This is a genomic window from Planococcus sp. MSAK28401 (genome assembly GCF_018283455.1).
Classification (GTDB): Bacteria; Bacillota; Bacilli; order Bacillales_A; family Planococcaceae; genus Planococcus; species Planococcus alpniumensis.
In genome coordinates this window covers 2134499-2153788 of record NZ_JAAMTH010000001.1, presented here as the reverse complement: position 1 = coordinate 2153788, position 19290 = coordinate 2134499, and the positions used below count along the sequence as shown (strand labels likewise).

At 51.8% G+C, this 19290-nt stretch carries 18 protein-coding genes and 1 other annotated feature; all 18 genes read left to right on the top strand.

What is annotated here, in order from left to right; translation table 11 throughout:
* The first annotated feature begins 12 nt into the window (after positions 1-12).
* Positions 13-684, top strand: a complete 672-nt coding sequence (locus tag G3255_RS11005; RefSeq protein WP_211654500.1) for a YggS family pyridoxal phosphate-dependent enzyme — start codon at positions 13-15, stop codon at positions 682-684.
* Complete coding sequence (locus tag G3255_RS11000) at positions 681-1178, top strand: cell division protein SepF (protein ID WP_211654499.1); 498 nt, start codon at positions 681-683, stop codon at positions 1176-1178. Before G3255_RS11005 ends, G3255_RS11000 begins: the two co-directional genes overlap by 4 nt.
* 18 nt (positions 1179-1196) lie before the next feature.
* Positions 1197-1460: a YggT family protein gene (locus tag G3255_RS10995; RefSeq protein ID WP_211654498.1), complete on the top strand. Its 264-nt coding sequence runs from the start codon at positions 1197-1199 to the stop codon at positions 1458-1460.
* 152 nt (positions 1461-1612) lie between these two features.
* Positions 1613-2398 (top strand): YlmH family RNA-binding protein, encoded by a 786-nt coding sequence (locus tag G3255_RS10990; protein WP_211654497.1) that lies wholly within the window; start codon positions 1613-1615, stop codon positions 2396-2398.
* Between the two features lie 89 nt (positions 2399-2487).
* Positions 2488-3015, top strand: a complete 528-nt coding sequence (locus tag G3255_RS10985) for a DivIVA domain-containing protein (protein ID WP_211654496.1) — start codon at positions 2488-2490, stop codon at positions 3013-3015.
* Positions 3016-3064: 49 nt separating this feature from the next.
* Positions 3065-3273 (top strand) — a binding site (T-box leader).
* Positions 3274-3316: 43 nt separating this feature from the next.
* Positions 3317-6079 carry an isoleucine--tRNA ligase gene (ileS, locus tag G3255_RS10980; RefSeq protein WP_211654495.1) on the top strand — a complete coding sequence of 921 codons (2763 nt, stop codon included), beginning with the start codon at positions 3317-3319 and terminating at the stop codon, positions 6077-6079.
* Positions 6080-6183: 104 nt separating this feature from the next.
* Complete coding sequence (gene lspA / locus G3255_RS10975; protein ID WP_211654494.1) at positions 6184-6657, top strand: signal peptidase II; 474 nt, start codon at positions 6184-6186, stop codon at positions 6655-6657.
* Entirely contained in the window at positions 6657-7559 is a 903-nt protein-coding gene (locus tag G3255_RS10970; protein ID WP_211654493.1) for an RluA family pseudouridine synthase, read from the top strand. The genes lspA and G3255_RS10970 overlap by 1 nt, the downstream gene beginning before the upstream one ends.
* Before the next feature lie 218 nt (positions 7560-7777).
* Positions 7778-8317, top strand: coding sequence for a bifunctional pyr operon transcriptional regulator/uracil phosphoribosyltransferase PyrR (gene pyrR, locus G3255_RS10965; protein ID WP_211655835.1), 540 nt, complete (start codon positions 7778-7780; stop codon positions 8315-8317).
* 30 nt (positions 8318-8347) lie between these two features.
* Positions 8348-9637 carry a solute carrier family 23 protein gene (locus G3255_RS10960; protein WP_211654492.1) on the top strand — a complete coding sequence of 430 codons (1290 nt, stop codon included), beginning with the start codon at positions 8348-8350 and terminating at the stop codon, positions 9635-9637.
* Between the two features lie 135 nt (positions 9638-9772).
* Complete coding sequence (locus G3255_RS10955) at positions 9773-10642, top strand: aspartate carbamoyltransferase catalytic subunit (RefSeq protein WP_211654491.1); 870 nt, start codon at positions 9773-9775, stop codon at positions 10640-10642.
* Between the two features lies 1 nt (position 10643).
* Entirely contained in the window at positions 10644-11918 is a 1275-nt protein-coding gene (gene pyrC, locus G3255_RS10950) for a dihydroorotase (RefSeq protein WP_211654490.1), read from the top strand.
* Entirely contained in the window at positions 11918-13012 is a 1095-nt protein-coding gene (locus G3255_RS10945; RefSeq protein ID WP_211654489.1) for a carbamoyl phosphate synthase small subunit, read from the top strand. The genes pyrC and G3255_RS10945 overlap by 1 nt, the downstream gene beginning before the upstream one ends.
* A complete protein-coding gene (gene carB / locus G3255_RS10940) occupies positions 13005-16193 on the top strand; it encodes a carbamoyl-phosphate synthase large subunit (protein ID WP_211654488.1) in 3189 nt (1062 codons plus the stop codon). The genes G3255_RS10945 and carB overlap by 8 nt, the downstream gene beginning before the upstream one ends.
* On the top strand, positions 16190-16957 hold the full coding sequence (locus G3255_RS10935; RefSeq protein ID WP_211654487.1) for a dihydroorotate dehydrogenase electron transfer subunit: 768 nt from the start codon (positions 16190-16192) through the stop codon (positions 16955-16957). The genes carB and G3255_RS10935 overlap by 4 nt, the downstream gene beginning before the upstream one ends.
* Positions 16954-17868, top strand: a complete 915-nt coding sequence (locus G3255_RS10930) for a dihydroorotate dehydrogenase (RefSeq protein ID WP_211654486.1) — start codon at positions 16954-16956, stop codon at positions 17866-17868. The genes G3255_RS10935 and G3255_RS10930 overlap by 4 nt, the downstream gene beginning before the upstream one ends.
* Complete coding sequence (pyrF, locus tag G3255_RS10925) at positions 17865-18557, top strand: orotidine-5'-phosphate decarboxylase (RefSeq protein WP_211654485.1); 693 nt, start codon at positions 17865-17867, stop codon at positions 18555-18557. Before G3255_RS10930 ends, pyrF begins: the two co-directional genes overlap by 4 nt.
* Positions 18554-19183 (top strand): orotate phosphoribosyltransferase, encoded by a 630-nt coding sequence (gene pyrE, locus G3255_RS10920; RefSeq protein WP_211654484.1) that lies wholly within the window; start codon positions 18554-18556, stop codon positions 19181-19183. Before pyrF ends, pyrE begins: the two co-directional genes overlap by 4 nt.
* The last annotated feature ends 107 nt before the right edge of the window (positions 19184-19290 follow it).

The following is a 19290-nucleotide window of genomic DNA, read 5'->3' as shown; positions in this document are numbered from 1 at the left end:
AGTTGTGAGCAGATGAAAGCGATTAAACCGATATTTGAAGAAATGGCCCATACATTAAATGAAATCAATAGCGGCATTGAAATCGTCGCAGTCACAAAACAAGTTGGAATCGACAGAACACAGGAAGCCGTTGATGCGGGTATCCGCCACCTGGGCGAAAACCGTCCGGAAGGCCTCAAGCTGAAACACGGGGAGATCAAAGGCGATGTCGTTTGGCATTATATCGGCACGCTTCAGTCACGGAAAGTCAAGGACGTGATTGGTCTCATCGATTATCTTCATTCCCTGGACCGTATGAGTTTGGCGAAAGAAATTCAAAAACGTGCCGATCAGCCTGTCAATTGCTTTATCCAAGTCAATGTTTCCGGTGAGGATTCCAAAAGCGGCTTTCCTCCTGAGGAAGTTCCTGCTGTTATCGAATCCTTGAAGGAATTCGATAAGGTGCGTGTGGTCGGCTTGATGACCATGGCACCGAACACAGATGATGAAGCTTTATTGAGAGCGACTTTTAAAGGATTGAAAGAGTTGCAGCAGCAAATTGCAGCCAAGAAATGGGCGCACGCCCCTTGCACAGAATTGTCGATGGGCATGTCGAATGATTACTTGATTGCGGCTGAAGAAGGCGCGACGTTTGTCCGCGTCGGGACCGCATTGGTAGGGTCGGAAAGTGAGGCGGAAAGATGAGCATGAAGGATAAATTCAAGAATTTCTTTTACCTGGATGAGTACGAGGAAGATCCTGTCCAGGAAGAACGCAAGCAGCGTCCTGTGCAGCGTTATGAGAAGCCGGCCCCGGCAGCAGCTGCCGAACAGCCGCAGAAGAAAGCACCAAAGCCAATGAAAGAACGCCGTGAGAATTTGGAGGAACCTACCGTGCAGAATATAGTCAATTTGCAGAATTCATCTGCTTCTTCATCAAAAGTCAGCTTGGCGGAACCGCGTGTCTATGCGGAAGCGCAGGATATTGCGGAGAGCTTGAAAACAAAACAGGCCGTCGTGGTCAACTTACAGCGCATTGAACGGGACCAAGGCCTCCGGATCATCGATTTCCTGAGCGGCACTGTTTATGCACTAGGCGGGGACATTCAGCGCATTGGGACCGACATCTTCCTGTGCGTGCCGGACACGGTCGAAGTGGATGGCGCCATCTCCGATTATTATCACGACGATCAACAATAGAAAGGTGCTAAAAATCGAATGATTCTTCTTATCAATATACTACTTGGAGCTATAAACATTTATTTCTATTTGCTGATCATCAGTGTCTTCATGAGCTGGGTGCCGAGTATCAAGGAATCTGCTTTCGGGCAGGCCATTTCCCGCATCACCGATCCTTATCTGGATATTTTCCGCCGCTTTATCCCGCCGATCGGCATGATCGATATCTCGCCGATTGTGGCCATTTTCACATTGAGCCTCGCAAGCCAAGGAATCCTCACATTGGCTGACTACCTTCTCTGATAAGAAGCTGAACCAACAGCAGCTGATATAGGAAGACGGAGAATCCATTTCTCTGTCTTTTTTATTTGCAGCAAACAGCGAGAGGGTTTTTCTTCTGTTTGTAGAATGCTTGTTAAACAACGAATGAATCCAAGAACCGGAGGGAACGGCACATGGAAGAGATATTCCAGCATTTCCGCAAAGATGAACAACAATTTATCGAGCAGGCATCCGACTGGCTGCGAGATGTAGAAGATATGTATGCACCGAAGCTCACGGATTTTCTGGACCCGCGCCAGCGCTTTATCGTCAAATCGCTGATCGGCGGCAGGGATGTGGAAATGGCTGCTTCCGGCTTGTTCAACCAAGCAGAGCGCCAGCGCGTCTTGCTGCATCCTTCGTATTACGTTCCGGAAGAAAGTGATTTCCAAGTCACCATGTTCGAATTGCGGTATCCTGTCAAATTCGTTACATTGAAGCATCCGGACATTCTCGGTGCGCTCATGTCGCTCGGCTTGGAGCGGGGAAAATTCGGGGATATCCGAATTGGCGACGGCACCGTGCAGCTCGCAGTGATGACAGAAATAGCGCCGTATTTGCGCGCCAATTTTATTAGCGCCGGCAAAGTGAAAGTCCAGCTCGAAGAAGTGACCGACCCCGCCAACTATCTCCCAGTCATCGAGGAGTGGACGGAAGAGGCGCATACGGTCAGTTCGCTGCGGCTCGACACGGTCATGAGCTCGGTCTATAAGATTTCCCGCCAGAAAGCAGCCGCATTGATTAATGGCGGTAAAGTGAAAGTCAATTGGACAGCACAAGAAAGTGTGTCGTTTGAACTCCACGAATCCGATTTGATTTCAGCGAGAGGGCTCGGGCGCGTGCAAATCATCGCGATTGAAGGGCGAACGAAAAAGGACAAGATCCGCCTGCAGGTCGGCAAATTGGAATTGAAAAAATAAAACACCAGCGAATGTGGTGAATATTACTGAAATTTCTCGCCATGAGCGGTATAATGAGTGTAACTATGCAGAGAGTAAGGAGAGATACGATGCCTTTATCACCATTAGATATACATAATAAAGAGTTCAGCCGCGCATTCCGTGGTTATCAAGAAGATGAGGTCAATGAATTCCTCGAACAAATCATGAAGGATTATGAAAAAGTCATTAAAGAACGCACTGAAATGGAAGAGCGCATGAAATCGACGGATGAGCGCATGGGCCATTTCACGAATCTGGAAACGACTTTGCAGAAATCGATCTTCGTCGCTCAAGAAGCGTCAGAAGAAGTCCGCCGAAACGCCCAGAAAGAAGCGGATTTGATCGTCCAGGAAGCGGAGAAGAATGCAGACCGCATCGTCAATGAATCCCTTGCGAAAGCGCGCCGCATCGCGACCGAAATCGAAGAGTTGAAAAAGCAGTCGAAGATTTTCCGCAACCGTTTCAAGATGCTGGTGGAAGCACAGCTGGACTTGATCGAAACGGAAGACTGGAACACCTTGCTGGAATACGACCTGGATACAGAAAATATCGACCAGCTCGAAAAGAAAGAATCAGGAAGCGCGGCGAAGGAATAAGCCCGCTCTTGACGGAGGCCTATTCTGCTTCTATAATTACGACATACTTATAAACGCATTGATGGAGACAGTACGAAACGGAAATCCGATCGAGCGAGCCGGGGGCGGTGGAAGCCTGGCGCGGTGCCGTCTTGGAAAATCACTCCTGAGCTGGACCGGTGAACGCAAGTAACCGGGCCCGTCCCCGCCACGTTACGGTGTAGAGTTGGCAGCTTACAGCTGCAACAAGGGTGGTACCGCGAGCTTCTCGTCCCTTTCCAGGGATGGGGGCTTTTTATTATGCTTACAGGAGGAATGGAAAATGGATTATAAAGATACATTATTGATGCCAAAAACCGAGTTTCCGATGCGCGGCAATTTGCCGAACCGGGAACCTGAAATGCAAAAGAAATGGGAAGAAATGGACATCTATAAAAAAGTCCAGGACCGGACAAAAGGACGTCCGTTCTTCGTGCTTCATGACGGGCCGCCATATGCAAACGGCGACCTTCACATGGGCCATGCATTGAACAAAGTATTGAAGGACATGATCGTCCGCTCGCGCAGCATGATGGGCTTCCATGCCCCGTACGTCCCAGGCTGGGATACACACGGTTTGCCAATCGAGCAGGCGTTGACCAATAAAGGTGTCAACCGCAAAGAATTGTCACTTGCGGAATTCCGCAAGCTCTGCGAAGAGTACGCGTACGAACAAATCGACAGCCAGCGCTCGCAATTCAAGCGGATCGGCGTGCGCGGTGACTGGGAAAACCCATACGTCACCTTGAAGCCTTCCTATGAAGCACGCCAAATCGAAGTATTCGGCAAAATGGCCAATAAAGGCTATATCTATAAAGGCTTGAAGCCGGTCTACTGGTCCCCATCCAGTGAATCTTCGCTTGCTGAAGCGGAGATCGAGTATCACGATAAAAAATCACCTTCGATTTACGTGTCATTCCCGGTTGCAGACGGAAAAGGCGTATTGGATGAAGGCGTTAAGCTGGTCATCTGGACGACGACGCCTTGGACAATCCCTGCCAACCTCGGAATCTCTGTACATGCTGATTTGGATTACGTGGAAGTCGCTCACGGCGGTTCGAAATTCGTCGTTGCGAAAGATTTGCTCGAAGAAGTGGCGAAAGAGCTAGAATGGACGGATTACGAAGTCGTCCGCACAGTGAAAGGCCAGGAACTGGAGCATATCCAGGCAAAACACCCATTGTACGACCGCACGTCACTCGTCATGCTTGGCGACCACGTCACGACCGATTCCGGTACAGGCTGCGTCCATACCGCTCCTGGACACGGGGAAGATGACTTTTTGATCGGCAAGAGATACGGCTTGGACGTGCTCTGCCCAGTCGATGAGCGCGGCGTCATGACAGACGAAGCGCCAGGATTTGCTGGTGAGTTCTATGACAAAGCGAACAAATCGATCACCGAAGCGCTCGACGAAGCAGGCGCACTAGAAGCACTATCATTTATCACCCACTCCTATCCGCATGACTGGCGCACGAAAAAGCCGGTTATCTACCGTGCAACGGCGCAATGGTTCGTATCGATTGATGCGTTCCGCGACCAGATCTTAAAAGCGATTGATGAAACATCGTTCACACCGGCGTGGGGCGAAACCCGCCTTTATAATATGTTGCGCGACCGCGGAGACTGGAACATTTCCCGCCAGCGCGTATGGGGTGTTCCAATTCCGGTATTTTATGCAGAAAACGGCGATCCGGTCATCACGGAAGAAACAATTGCGCATATTGCCGACTTATTCCGCGAGCACGGATCGAATATCTGGTTCGAGCGCACGGCAGCGGAATTATTGCCGGAAGGCTTTACGCACCCGAGCAGCCCGAACGGCATCTTTACGAAAGAAATGGACATCATGGACGTATGGTTCGATTCTGGTTCGTCCCACCAGGCAGTGCTCGATGAGCGCGAAGACCTGCAATACCCTGCTGACCTCTACCTTGAAGGTTCTGACCAATACCGCGGCTGGTTCAACTCATCGCTTACGACGAGCGTCGCCATCAACGGCATCGCCCCGTATAAAGGGGTCTTGAGCCACGGCTTTACATTGGATGGCAATGGCCGCAAAATGAGTAAATCGCTCGGCAATACCATTGTGCCGGCGAAAGTCATGAACCAAATGGGTGCGGACATCCTGCGCCTATGGGTTTCTTCTGTGGACTACACGGCGGATGTGCGCGTATCGGATGACAACTTCAAACAAGTTTCCGAAGTGTACCGCAAGATCCGCAACACGCTGAAATTCCTTCACGGCAACTTGGCTGATTTCGATGAGACAAAAGATCGCGTGCCGTTTGAAGACATGCGTGAAATGGACCAGTACATGGTCATGAAATTGAACAAACTGATCGAAACAGCCACTAAAGGCTATGACAATTATGAATTCGCCTCTGTCTATTTGGCATTGAACAGCTATTGCGCGAATGATCTCAGCTCGTTCTACCTGGATGTCGCAAAAGATGTCGTCTATATCGAACGTGCCGACCATCCACATCGCCGTGCGATGCAAACAGTCATGTTCGACAGCTTGATGGCGCTTGTGAAGCTTGCTTCGCCGATCATCCCACATACGGCGGATGAAATGTGGTCGTATTTGGAATCCGCATCTGAAGAAAGTGTCCAGTTGACGGACTTCCCAGAAGCAGTGGAGCGTCCTGAATTCAAGGATCTTGAAGCGAAATGGAGCCGTTTCATGGACGTTCGCGACGATGTCTTGAAAGCTTTGGAAGAAGCGCGTGCGGCGAAAACGATCGGGAAATCGCTCGAAGCGAAAGTAACGGTCTTTGCAAGTGACGAGTTGGCAAACTTATTGCCAGCGATCGATTCGAATCTGGCGCAATTGTTCATCGTTTCCGAATATGAATTCGGCGGGGCGAGAGAGCAAGCGCCGGAAAATGCATTGTCACTCGATGAAGTGTCAGTCATCGTAGAAAAAGCGCAAGGCGAGAAATGCGGCCGCTGCTGGACGATCTCCAAGCATATCGGGGAATCAGAAGCACACCCAGAGCTATGCCCGCGTTGTGCGGAAGTCGTTGAAATCGAATACGCTTAAGTTTGAACGGTCCGAAAGCCGGTTGTCCGGTTTTCGGACTTTTTTCTTTTTTCGCCCGCTCTGTGTTAAAATGAATAGACTGATGAATGACGGAGGAAATACAAGTGATTTATTATGGGATTGCTCTACTAATTATTGCATTGGATCAATTGACCAAATGGCTGGTCGTCAAAAATATGGAGCTCGGGGAACGGATTCCTGTGCTCGAACCGTATCTGGGATGGCTTTCCCACCGCAATCGCGGCGCGGCGTGGGGGATGCTGGAAGGGCAGATGTGGCTGTTCGCTATCATCACTGTCGTGGTGATCGTGGCGATTCTGTATTATTTCCATAAGCATGCCGGAGGGCAGCCGCTGTTTCAATTGGCGCTGATGGTGCTATTGGGAGGCGCAATCGGTAATTTTATCGACCGGATGTACCGCGGGGAAGTGGTCGATTTTGTCGATGTGCTGATTCCAATAATCAATTATGACTTTCCGATCTTCAATGTAGCGGATGCTGCATTGACCATTGGTGTCGTCTTAATGGTCATTTACGTGATCATGGATGAAAAACAACAAAAGAAAAAGGTGTCTTAATGGAAGAACTGACGATACACATTACAGAAGAACAAAAAGGCGAACGGATCGACAAAGTGATCTCTGCCGTCGATGAAGAATGGTCGCGTTCACAGATCAGCAATTGGGTCAAAGATGGCCATATCAAAGTGAACGGCGAAACGGTGAAACCGAATTATAAGGTGCGCCTGCAAGATGAGATCCTCATCACGCCGCCGCTGCTTGAAGAATTGGATGCAGAACCGGAAAACCTAGACCTCGATATCGTCTATGAAGATGAAGACGTGCTCGTTGTCAACAAACCGAAAGGCATGGTCGTCCACCCGGCGCCAGGACACGCGAGCGGGACGCTCGTCAACGGCCTCATGTACCATTGCACCGATCTTTCGGGCATCAACGGAATCGTGCGCCCAGGCATTGTCCACCGCATCGATAAAGATACGTCTGGCTTACTGATGGTCGCGAAAAATGACCTCGCCCATACTTCATTGGTGGATCAATTGGTCGAAAAATCCGTGACGCGCAAATATTTGGCGCTCGTCCATGGACATATTGCGCACGATAAAGGTACGATTGAAGCGCCGATCGCCCGCGACCCGAAAGAACGTCAGAAGATGGCTGTGGTCGATAAAGGCAAGCACGCAGTAACTCATTTCACCGTGCTTGAGCGTTTCGGCGATTTCACATTGGTGGAATGCCGACTCGAAACAGGACGCACCCACCAAATCCGCGTCCATATGCGCTATATCGGCTTCCCGCTTGTCGGGGACCCGAAATACGGCCCGAGAAAAACGATGGATGTTGGCGGCCAAGCCTTGCATGCTGGCGTCATCGGCTTTATCCATCCGCGGACGAAGGAGTACTTAGAATTCTCGGCTCCACTGCCGACAGAATTCGAAGAACTTCTCGAGACTCTCCGCTGAGGGGGTTGACAAATGAAATGGCTGTTCTTTATACTTAGACCAGTCAACTGAATACGCATCACCTTTAAGAACAGTCCAGAGAGGCTGAAAAGGGATATTCGCAAAGCCGGAAGTATGTCTTCCGGAAGGTTTTTTTCTGCGCTTATGCACCCTTCGCCTCTTTGGCGGAGGGTTTTTTCATGCAGAAATTTCGATGCAATCATAAAGGAGTGGAACACATGGCAGAAAAAGCGGTCATTCTCGATGACAAAGCAATCGGGCGCGCGATCACACGGATCGCCCATGAGATCATCGAGCGCAATAAAGGAATCGACGGCTGCATTTTAGTCGGCATTAAAACCCGGGGCGCATTCATCGCCAAGCGTCTGGCGGAGAAAATCGAACAAATCGAAGGCAAGCCCATTCTGACAGGCGTACTGGACATCACGCTTTACCGGGACGATTTAAGCCAAAAAAATCCAGGCCAGGAACCGCTTGTCCAGCAAGTCGATATCGAGCATAGCATCAAAGACCAGAAAGTCATCCTGGTCGATGATGTGCTTTATACGGGACGCACGGTGCGAGCAGCAATGGACGCAGTCATGGACCTTGGGCGTCCATCTCAAATCCAGCTCGCCGTACTAATCGACCGCGGACACCGGGAATTGCCGATCCGCTCCGATTATGTCGGGAAAAACATTCCGACATCGAGTGAAGAACGCATCGTCGTCGAGATGACAGAAAGCGACAGCACCGACCGCGTTACGATTAACGACTAAGAATCATTACAGAGACAGGGGAGAAACAGCTTGAGCAATGCCATTCTAGACATACACGATAAACCAAAAACGGGGCAATGGATTTCCCTTAGCCTGCAGCACATGTTCGCCATGTTCGGCGCAACGATCCTGGTGCCGCAACTGGTCGGCTTGAGCCCTGCGATTGCGCTATTGACGAGCGGCATCGCCACCATCATCTTTGTCCTCATCACACAGTTTAAAGTACCCGCTTATCTCGGGTCTTCATTCGCCTTCATCGTCCCGATACAGATTGCGACGGAAACTGGCGGCATCGGTTCGGCGATGATCGGCGCGATGTTCGTCTCGCTCGTCTACGCAATCGTCTCGCTGATCATATGGAAGACCGGCTACAAATGGCTCATGAAACTGCTGCCGCCGATTGTCGTCGGCCCAGTCATCATTGTCATCGGGCTGGCACTGTCCGGCACGGCGGTCGACATGGCCATGAACATCCCGACAGCAGACGGCGGCTCTGAGTACAGCCTGCTGCATTTCTCAGCCGCTTTGGTCACGCTCGCTACGGCGATCATCTGCAATATTTACTTTAAGAACATCATCTCGCTCATGCCAATTTTGATCGGCATCATCGCGGGTTATGCGTACTCGACACTGATCGGCATCATTGATTTTGCTCCAGTGGCGGCGGCTAGTTGGTTCCAAGTCCCGGAATTTCTCTTGCCGGGAATCGATTATTCTTTCCAAGTGACACCGACACTGCTGTTCGTCATGGTGCCGATCGCGATTGTCACGATCTCCGAGCATATCGGGCACCAGCTCGTACTCGGCAAAATTGTTGACCGCAACTACATAAAAGATCCGGGGCTTCATCGCTCGATTCTAGGTGATGGCATCGGAACGTTCATCTCCTCGCTTGTAGGGGGCCCGCCGAAAACAACATATGGCGAGAACATCGGCGTACTTGCCATCACGAAAGTGTTCAGTGTCTATGTCATTCTCGGTGCTGCGGTATTCGCGATCTTGTTTTCTTTCTTCGGAAAACTGATGGCGGTCATCGACACCATCCCGACCGCGGTACTCGGTGGCATTTCAATCCTATTGTTTGGAATCATTGCCTCGTCAGGCCTGAGGATGCTTGTCGATAACGGCATCGACTTCGGCAACAACCGCAACTTGGTTATCTCGTCGGTCATTCTGGTCATTGGGATCGGCGGCGCGAAACTCGAGTTCAGCGAATCGTTCGCAATCGAAGGAATGGCGCTGGCCGCCATCGTCGGTGTGATACTGAACATAATCCTCCCTGGGCTTGATAAACAGGAATTGGATGATGGAACTGAATAAACTTACCTTTTAAGGAATGTCCAGAGAGGCATGGAAAGGGTTATGGATAGGGGTGAAGTCTACCCTTATTTCCTTACACCTTCCTGCCCCTGGGAAGGTGTTTTTTTGTACAGTCAATGAAAGGGCGTGAGCAAATTGCCGAATCTGTTAACAATGAACAATCTCGAAAACGAAAAAATCATGAACTTGCTGAAGCGTGCCGAGCGGTTTGAAAGAGGCGAAAAGGCCTCACTCGACGGGGCGGTCGTCAATTTATTCTTCGAACCAAGCACTCGGACGAAAATGAGCTTTGAGATGGCTGAACATCGGCTTGGGCTATCCGTATTGCCATTCGAAACAGCCTTTTCCAGTATTCTAAAAGGCGAAACGCTCTATGACACGGTGAAAACGATGGAAGCGATCGGCGTCAAGGCGGTCATCATCCGCCACGAGGAAGAAGAATATTACCAGCAGCTAGCAGGCTGCAAGGTAGCGGTCATCAACGGCGGTGATGGCTCTGGCCAGCACCCGACGCAATCGCTGCTCGATCTGTACACGATCCATCAGGAGTTTGGCCGCATCGATGGCATCCACGTAACGATTGTCGGGGATATCGCCCATAGCCGTGTCGCCAAGTCGAATGCAGCCGCACTGAAACAGCTCGGCGCGAAAGTCAGCTTCGTGTGCCCGGAGGAATGGAGCGGCGAGTACGACACAACCGATGATTTGGATGCCTTGATCGGCGAAACGGACGTCGTTATGATGCTCCGCGTGCAGCATGAACGGCACGCCGTCTCCGCACTATTTTCCAAAGAACGCTACCATATTGAGTTCGGGTTGACAGAAGCACGCGAGCGCAAAATGAAAAAAGACGCCATCATCATGCATCCGGCACCAATCAATCGGGGAGTGGAGATCGCGGATTCGCTCGTCGAATGCCAGCGTTCAAGAATCTTCAAACAAATGGAAAACGGCGTCTTCGTCCGGATGGCCGTTCTCGAATATGCAATGAAAGGGAGAGAATAAAATGGGATTATTCATTAAGAACGTAAAGATGTTGAACGGGGAACAATTGGAGGAAACGAACATTCGCGTCAAGGATGGCCGCATCGAGGAGATTGGCGCACAGTTGAACGGGCAGGGAGAAACGGAAATCGACGGCAAAGGCCGAATGATCGCACCAGGATTTGTGGACGTCCATGTCCATCTGCGTGAACCGGGGGGAGAAAAAAAGGAAACCATCGAAAGCGGCACGAAATCAGCGGCACGCGGAGGCTATACGACCATCTGCGCCATGCCGAATACACGGCCGGTACCCGACACGAAAGAAAATCTCGATCACGTCAACGGCTTGATCGAAAAAAATGCGCTCATCCGGGTTTTGCCGTATGCATCCATCACGATCCGCGAAGCGGGCAAAGAACGGACCAATTTGAAGGAACTGAAAGAACACGGCGCCTTTGCGTTCACGGACGACGGCGTTGGCATCCAGGAAGCAGGAATGATGCTCGAGACGATGAAAGAGGCCGCAGCGCTCGACATGGCTGTCGTCGCACATTGCGAAGACAATAGCCTGATCTACGGCGGCGTCATGCATGATGGCAAGCGAAGCCGCGAGCTGGGCTTGCCTGGAATCCCGTCTGTTGCGGAATCAGTGCATATCGCACGCGACATCCTGCTCGCTGAGGCGGCTGGCGCCCATTATCACGTCTGCCACGTCAGCACGAAAGAGTCGGTTCGCGTCATCCGCGACGCAAAACGGGCAGGCGTCCGCGTCACGGCGGAAGTGACGCCCCATCATCTATTGCTAACGGAAGATGACATCCCAGGCGACGACGCGAATTACAAAATGAACCCGCCGCTTCGCGCACAGGAAGATTACGAAGCGCTTCACGAAGGGCTGCTCGACGGCACACTCGATTTCATTGCGACTGACCACGCCCCGCATGCTGCGGAAGAAAAAGCGAACGGCATGGAAAAAGCGCCATTCGGCATCGTCGGATTCGAAACGGCGTTCCCGCTCCTGTATACGGAATTTGTCCAAAGCGGCAAATGGACTCTCGGGCAATTGATCGGCTGGCTGACGAAAAAGCCGGCGGATGTGTTCGGCCTTCCTTACGGGACGATTGAGGCAGGGCAAGCGGCCGACCTGGTGCTGCTCGACTTGGACAAACAGCAGGAAATCCGCACGGAAGATTTCCTTTCCAAAGGAACGAATACGCCATTTGGCGGACAAACTTGCACCGGCTGGCCAGTAATGACCATTTTCGGCGGTGACATCGCATGGCAGGAGGAAAACTGATGAAACGTTATTTAATCTTAGAAGACGGCACAGTATTCGCAGGGGAAGCATTCGGCGCACAAGCGGCATCATTCGGGGAAGTGGTGTTCAACACGAGCATGACCGGCTATCAGGAAATCCTCTCCGACCCATCCTATTGCGGGCAGATCGTCACGATGACTTACCCGCTGCAAGGCAATTACGGCATCAACAGCGACGACTTCGAATCGATCGACCCAGCCGTCAAAGGCATGGTCGTCCGGGAAGCAGCAGATTTCCCGTCGAATTTCAGAAGCACGATGAGCTTGAGCGAATTGCTCGAGAAAAAGGGCATCCCGGGCATCGCAGGAATCGATACACGAAAGCTGACGCGGCTGATCCGCGTCAACGGATCGATCAAAGGCATTTTAACGGCTGCTGGGGAAGAGCCGAATGTGGAACAAGTGGTCGAGAAGCTGAAAGAAACCCATTTGCCGACCGACCAAGTGGCGCAAGTATCGATTACGCGCCCTTATCCAAGCCCGGGACGCGGCAAGCGTGTCGTATTGATCGATTACGGCATGAAGCACGGGATTTTGCGTGAATTGAACAAACGCAAATGCGACGTCATCGTCGTGCCGCATAATACAAGCGCGCAGGAAATTCTCGCCTGGGGCCCGGACGGCGTCATGCTGTCAAACGGCCCGGGAGACCCGAAAAACGTTCCCGAATGTGTAGAAGTCGTCAGCGAATTGCTCGGCGAAGTGCCGATTTTCGGAATTTGCCTCGGCCATCAATTGTTCGCAAGAGCGTGCGGCGCCGAGACGTTCAAGCTGAAATTCGGCCACCGCGGCGGCAACCACCCGGTGCGCGACCTGGTGACCGGCAAAATCGAAATCACCTCGCAAAACCACGGCTATGCTGTCGATGAAGAAACCTTGCAAGGCACACGCTTGAAAGTGACGCATACCGCACTCAACGACGGAACGAATGAAGGGCTGGCGCATCTCGATTACCCAGCTTTCACCGTGCAATATCACCCGGAATCCTCACCGGGTCCGGAAGACTCGAATTATCTATTCGACCGATTTTTGGAAATGATGAACGCACAGCGGAAGGAGCAACAATATGCCTAAAAGACAAGATATCAAAAGCATCCTCGTAATTGGTTCAGGCCCGATCGTCATCGGCCAAGCTGCAGAATTCGACTACGCGGGCACACAAGCCTGCCTCGCCTTGAAAGAAGAAGGCTACCGCGTCATTTTGATCAACTCCAATCCGGCAACGATCATGACCGATACCGAAATCGCCGATAAAGTGTATATCGAGCCGATCACTTTGGAATTTGTCAGCCGCATCTTGCGCAAGGAACGGCCGGATGCACTGCTTGCGACCCTCGGCGGGCAGACAGGGCTGAATATGGCCATCGAATTGGACGAATCTGGGATTTTGGATGAACTGGATATTGAAATCTTAGGAACCAAGCTGGAAGCGATCCATAAAGCGGAAGACCGCGATTTGTTCCGCACCTTGATGAACGAACTCGGCGAACCGGTACCGGATTCTGACATCATCCACAATATGGAAGAAGCAAAGCGGTTTGTAGAGAGAATCGGCTATCCGGTCATCGTCCGTCCAGCCTTCACACTTGGCGGAACGGGCGGCGGCATCTGCCATAACGACGAGCAATTACACGAAATCGTGGCATCAGGCTTGAAATACAGCCCGGTGACACAATGCTTGCTGGAAAAATCGATTGCCGGATTCAAGGAAATCGAATACGAAGTGATGCGCGATGCGGAAGATACCGCCATCGTCGTCTGCAATATGGAAAACATCGACCCTGTCGGCATCCATACCGGCGACTCGATTGTCGTTGCACCGAGCCAGACCTTATCGGACCGCGAATACCAGATGCTCCGCAATGTATCATTGAAAATCATCCGCGCCTTGAAGATTGAAGGCGGCTGCAACGTCCAGCTCGCGCTCGATCCGCATAGCTTCGATTATTACATCATCGAAGTGAACCCGCGAGTCAGCCGTTCCTCTGCGCTGGCATCCAAAGCGACCGGCTATCCGATCGCCAAACTGGCGGCTAAAATCGCGGTCGGTTTAACACTTGGGGAAATGATGAACCCGGTGACGGGGCGTACTTACGCCGCATTCGAACCGGCGCTTGACTATGTGGTATCGAAAATCCCGCGCTGGCCGTTCGATAAATTCGAATCGGCCAAACGCAACCTCGGCACGCAAATGAAAGCAACCGGCGAAGTCATGGCGATGGGCCGGACGTTCGAGGAATCGATGCTGAAAGCGGTCCGTTCGCTTGAAACCGGGCAATTCCATCTGGAACTGAAAAATGGCGACACGATGAGCGACGAATGGATCGAAAAACGCATCCGCAAAGCCGGCGACGAGCGGCTGTTCTTTATCGGCGAAGCGCTCCGCCGCGGGGTGACGATCGAAATGATCCACGACTGGAGCCAAATCGATTTGTTCTTCCTGGAGAAGTTCGATAAAATCGTCCGCTTTGAAGAGGTTTTGCAGCAAACCCCATTTGACTATGAGACAACGAGAAAAGCCAAACGCATGGGCTTTGCAGACAGAACGATCGCCAAACTATGGGATACGCAAGAAGCAAAAGTATATGAATGGCGCAAAGAGCAAGGTTTGATGCCGGTCTATAAAATGGTCGACACATGCGCTGCGGAATTCGAATCGGAAACGCCTTATTTTTACGCTAGCTACGAAGATGAAAACGAGTCGATCCGCACAGACAAAGAGAGTGTCATCGTGCTCGGATCCGGTCCGATCCGCATCGGCCAAGGCGTCGAATTTGATTACGCAACGGTCCATTCCGTCTGGGCGATCAAAGAAGCCGGCTATGAGGCGATTATCATCAACAACAACCCGGAGACGGTGTCGACCGACTTCTCCATTTCCGACAAGCTCTACTTCGAACCGTTGACAATTGAAGATGTCATGCACATCATCGACCTCGAACAACCAAAAGGCGTCGTTGTCCAGTTTGGTGGGCAGACGGCGATCAACTTGGCCGACAAGCTCGAGAAAAACGGCGTGAAAATTCTCGGCACGACGCTTGAAGATATCGATAGAGCAGAAAACCGCAACAAATTCGAAGCGGCGCTCCATGAAATCGGCATCCCGCAGCCGCTCGGCAAAACGGCGGTATCGACAGAAGAAGCGGTGGTCATCGCGTCTGACATTGGGTATCCGGTGCTGGTCCGCCCGTCTTACGTGCTCGGCGGCCGTGCGATGGAGATTGTTTATAACGAAGACGACTTGATTCATTATATGGAACACGCGGTTGAAGCAAGCCCGGAACATCCGGTATTAGTTGACCGTTATTTGACAGGCGAGGAAATTGAAGTTGATGCCATCTGCGACGGAGAGAATGTCTTGATTCCGGGAATCATGGAACATATCGAACGGGCAGGCGTGCACTCCGGTGACTCGATTGCCGTCTATCCGCCGCAAAATATCTCGCAACAGCAAATCGAGACTTTGACGGATTACACGACAAGGCTTGCCAAAGGCTTGAACATCGTCGGCCTGTTGAACATCCAGTACGTCATCTCGAAAGGCGAGGTGTTCGTGATCGAAGTCAATCCGCGCTCAAGCCGTACGGTGCCGTTCCTCAGCAAAATCACCGGCATTCCGATGGCGAACATCGCAACAAAAGCAATTTTAGGGCAGAGCATTATTGAACAAGGCTATACTACGGGTCTGGCGCCGCTGAAAAAAAGCGTCTACGTCAAAGTACCGGTCTTTTCATTCGCGAAACTGCGCCGCGTCGACATTACGCTCGGGCCGGAAATGAAATCGACCGGAGAAGTGATGGGCAAAGACGTCACGCTTGAAAAAGCACTCTATAAAGGATTGGCTGCGGCTGGCATGGAAGTAAAAGACCATGGCACCGTGCTTCTGACCGTCTCGGATAAGGACAAAGAAGAAGCGGTTGGACTGGCGAAGCGCTTCAGGGATATCGGGTACCAAATTATGGCAACTGGCGGAACGGCTCAAGCTTTCGAATCTGCAGGCATTGCCGTTGCTGAAGTCGGAAAAATCGGTGCGGAAGGCCGTACTTTGCTGGACGTCATCCAAAACGGCGACGCGCAGATCGTCATCAACACGCTGACAAAAGGCAAGCAACCGGAACGTGACGGATTCCGCATTCGCCGGGAATCGGTTGAAAACGGAGTGCCGTGCCTGACTTCACTCGATACAGCGGAAGCGATGCTCAGAGTCATCGAATCGATGACATTCCAAGCAGAGGAAATGGGGGCAGGTGTATGATCAAACAGGAGAAAATGGCGATTGTCTCCCAAACTGAAATCGCAAAGAACATTTTTGAACTGACCGTAGCAGGATCTTTAGTGCAGGAAATGAACGAACCGGGGCAATTTGTCCATGTGCGCGTAGCGGACAGCTTCGAGCCATTACTGCGCCGGCCGATCTCGGTGGCGAAAATCGACAAGGAAGCATCGAGCTTCACGATGATCTACCGGTCGGAAGGACGCGGGACCAGCTTATTGTCCCAAAAGACAGAACGCGACAAACTGGATGTCCTGGGGCCACTCGGACATGGTTTCCCGGTTGAGGAAGCTGGAAAAAAAGCTTATTTGATCGGCGGGGGGATCGGCGTGCCGCCGCTATACGAACTGGCATTGCAATTGAATGCGAGAGGTGTAGAAACCGTCCACATTCTCGGCTTCGAAAGCAGCGAAGCGGTGTTTTATGAAGACAAATTCCGCGCTCTCGGCGATACGCATATTGCGACAGTCGACGGTTCACACGGGACGGAAGGTTTCGTGACCCATATTTTGAATGCCTTGCCGAACGATTTCGATACCTATTATTCCTGCGGGCCGACGCCGATGCTTGAAGCGGTGCAATGGGCTTACCCGCAGAAAAAAGGGTTTTTATCTTATGAACAGCGCATGGGCTGCGGCATCGGGGCATGCTTTGCGTGCGTCTGCCGGACGACTAGAAGCGAAACGGATTACATCAAAGTATGTTCAGATGGCCCCGTATTTCCAGCAGGGGTGGTGATTTCATGACGGATTTAAGCGTGAAATTGCCTGGCCTCGACTTGAAAAACCCGATCATGCCGGCATCCGGCTGTTTCGGATTCGGGAAAGAATACGCTCAGCTCTATGATTTGTCGAAACTCGGCTCGATCATGATCAAAGCGACAACTGCCGAGATGCGTCTCGGAAATCCGACACCGCGCGTTGCGGAAACTTCATCCGGTATGCTCAATGCCATCGGGCTGCAAAACCCGGGTCTTGAAAAAGTGTTCGGCGAGGAACTGCCGTGGCTCGATCAATTTGACGTGCCGATCATCGCCAATGTCGCCGGGTCGCTCGCAGAGGATTATGTGGAAGTGGCAAGAACCATTTCACAAGCACCGAATGTCCATGCGCTGGAATTGAATATTTCCTGCCCGAACGTCAAGCAAGGCGGCATCACCTTCGGGACAGACCCGAACGTTGCAAAAGAATTGACGCGCATGGTTAAAGACGTATCGGACGTGCCGGTTTATGTGAAATTATCGCCGAACGTCACCGATGTCGTCCAATTGGCCAAAGCAGTTGAAGAAGGCGGGGCAGATGGCATCACGATGATCAATACGCTGCTCGGCATGCGGCTCGACCCGAAAACGGGACGCCCGGTCATCGCCAATATTACAGGCGGCTTGTCAGGCCCGGCGATCAAACCGGTGGCATTGCGCATGGTTTACGAAGTGAGACGCCATACAGATTTGCCGATCATCGGCATGGGCGGCGTCGCGGAAGTGGATGATGTCATCGACTTTTTGTCAGCGGGAGCGAATGCTGTCGCGGTCGGTACTGCAAACTTCGTCAATCCGTTCGTGTGCCCGGAACTGATCGATAAACTGCCGGAACGCTTGCATGAACTGGGCTATGAATCTGTTCAAGAACTCACCGGAAGGAGCCACCGCCTATGACCAGCAAACCGATCATCGCACTCGATTTCCCGTCGAAGCTCGATGTGGAAGAATTTTTATCGGAGTTCACGGAACCCTTGTTCTTGAAAGTCGGAATGGAATTGTTCTATCAGGAAGGGCCGGAACTCGTTCAGACATTAAATCATTACGGCCATGATATTTTCCTCGACTTGAAATTACACGATATCCCAAATACCGTTGAATCTGCCATGCGCCGCATCGCAGAACTCGGCGTCGATATGGTCAATGTCCATGCAGCGGGCGGCCTTGCCATGATGGAAGCCGCAAAACGTGGGCTTGCTGGCAGCGGGACGAAGTTGATCGCTGTGACGCAATTGACTTCGACCAGCGAAGAACAGATGCAACAAGAGCAATTGATTTCGGTGAGCCTGGAACAATCGGTCTTGCATTACGCGAAACTGGCGAAACAGGCAGGGCTTGATGGTGTCGTCTGTTCGGTCCATGAAGCGAAAGCAATCGGCGTGGCATGCGGCGAAGATTTCCTGCGCGTCACTCCGGGCATCCGCCCAGCTGCATCGGAAAGCCATGACCAAAAGCGCATCGCGACACCAAAAGATGCAAAAGCGCAAGGCTCGACCCATATCGTCGTCGGAAGAGCCATCACCCGCTCGGAAAACCCGCAAAAAAGCTATGACTACATCAACGGAGAATGGAGCGGTCGTTTATGAAAAAACAAATCGCACAACAGCTATTATCAATCGGCGCGGTCGAGCTGCGCCCGAACGACCCCTTTACTTGGGCATCAGGCGTCAAATCGCCGATTTACTGCGACAATCGGCTGACGATGTCCTATCCGGAAGTCCGCAAGGCGATCGCTGATGGGCTCGCGGAAACGATACGCCGCGAGTATCCCGATGCGCAAGTAATTGCGGGAACCGCGACGGCGGGCATCCCGCATGCGGCATGGGTTGCCGAACGCCTCGATCTGCCAATGGTCTATGTACGTTCGAAACCGAAAGGCCACGGGCAATCGAATTTGATTGAAGGAAAAATCGAGCCAGGACAAAAAGCCGTCGTCATCGAAGACTTGATCTCCAAAGGCGGATCCGTGCTGCAGGCGGCACAAGCCTTACAAAATGCCGGCTTTAAAGTGGCTGGAATTGCTGCGATCTTCACTTACGGGCTGCCTCAAGCACAGCAAGCGATACAGGAAGCGGGATTCACCTTCCACACCTTGACGGATTTCCCGGCACTGGTTGAACAAGCCAGGGAAAGCGGAGCGATAGCGGCAGAGGATTTGCCGATGCTCAGCGAATGGCACGAAAAACTGAAAGCTGGCGCATTGACTTCATAAGAAAACCTTCGCACATCGACAGGATGGGCGAAGGTTTTTTTCCGTTTTTTAGTTAAATAAAGAAAGCAAAAAGGGGTATGGTACAACTAACGATAAGGAGGCGGTAG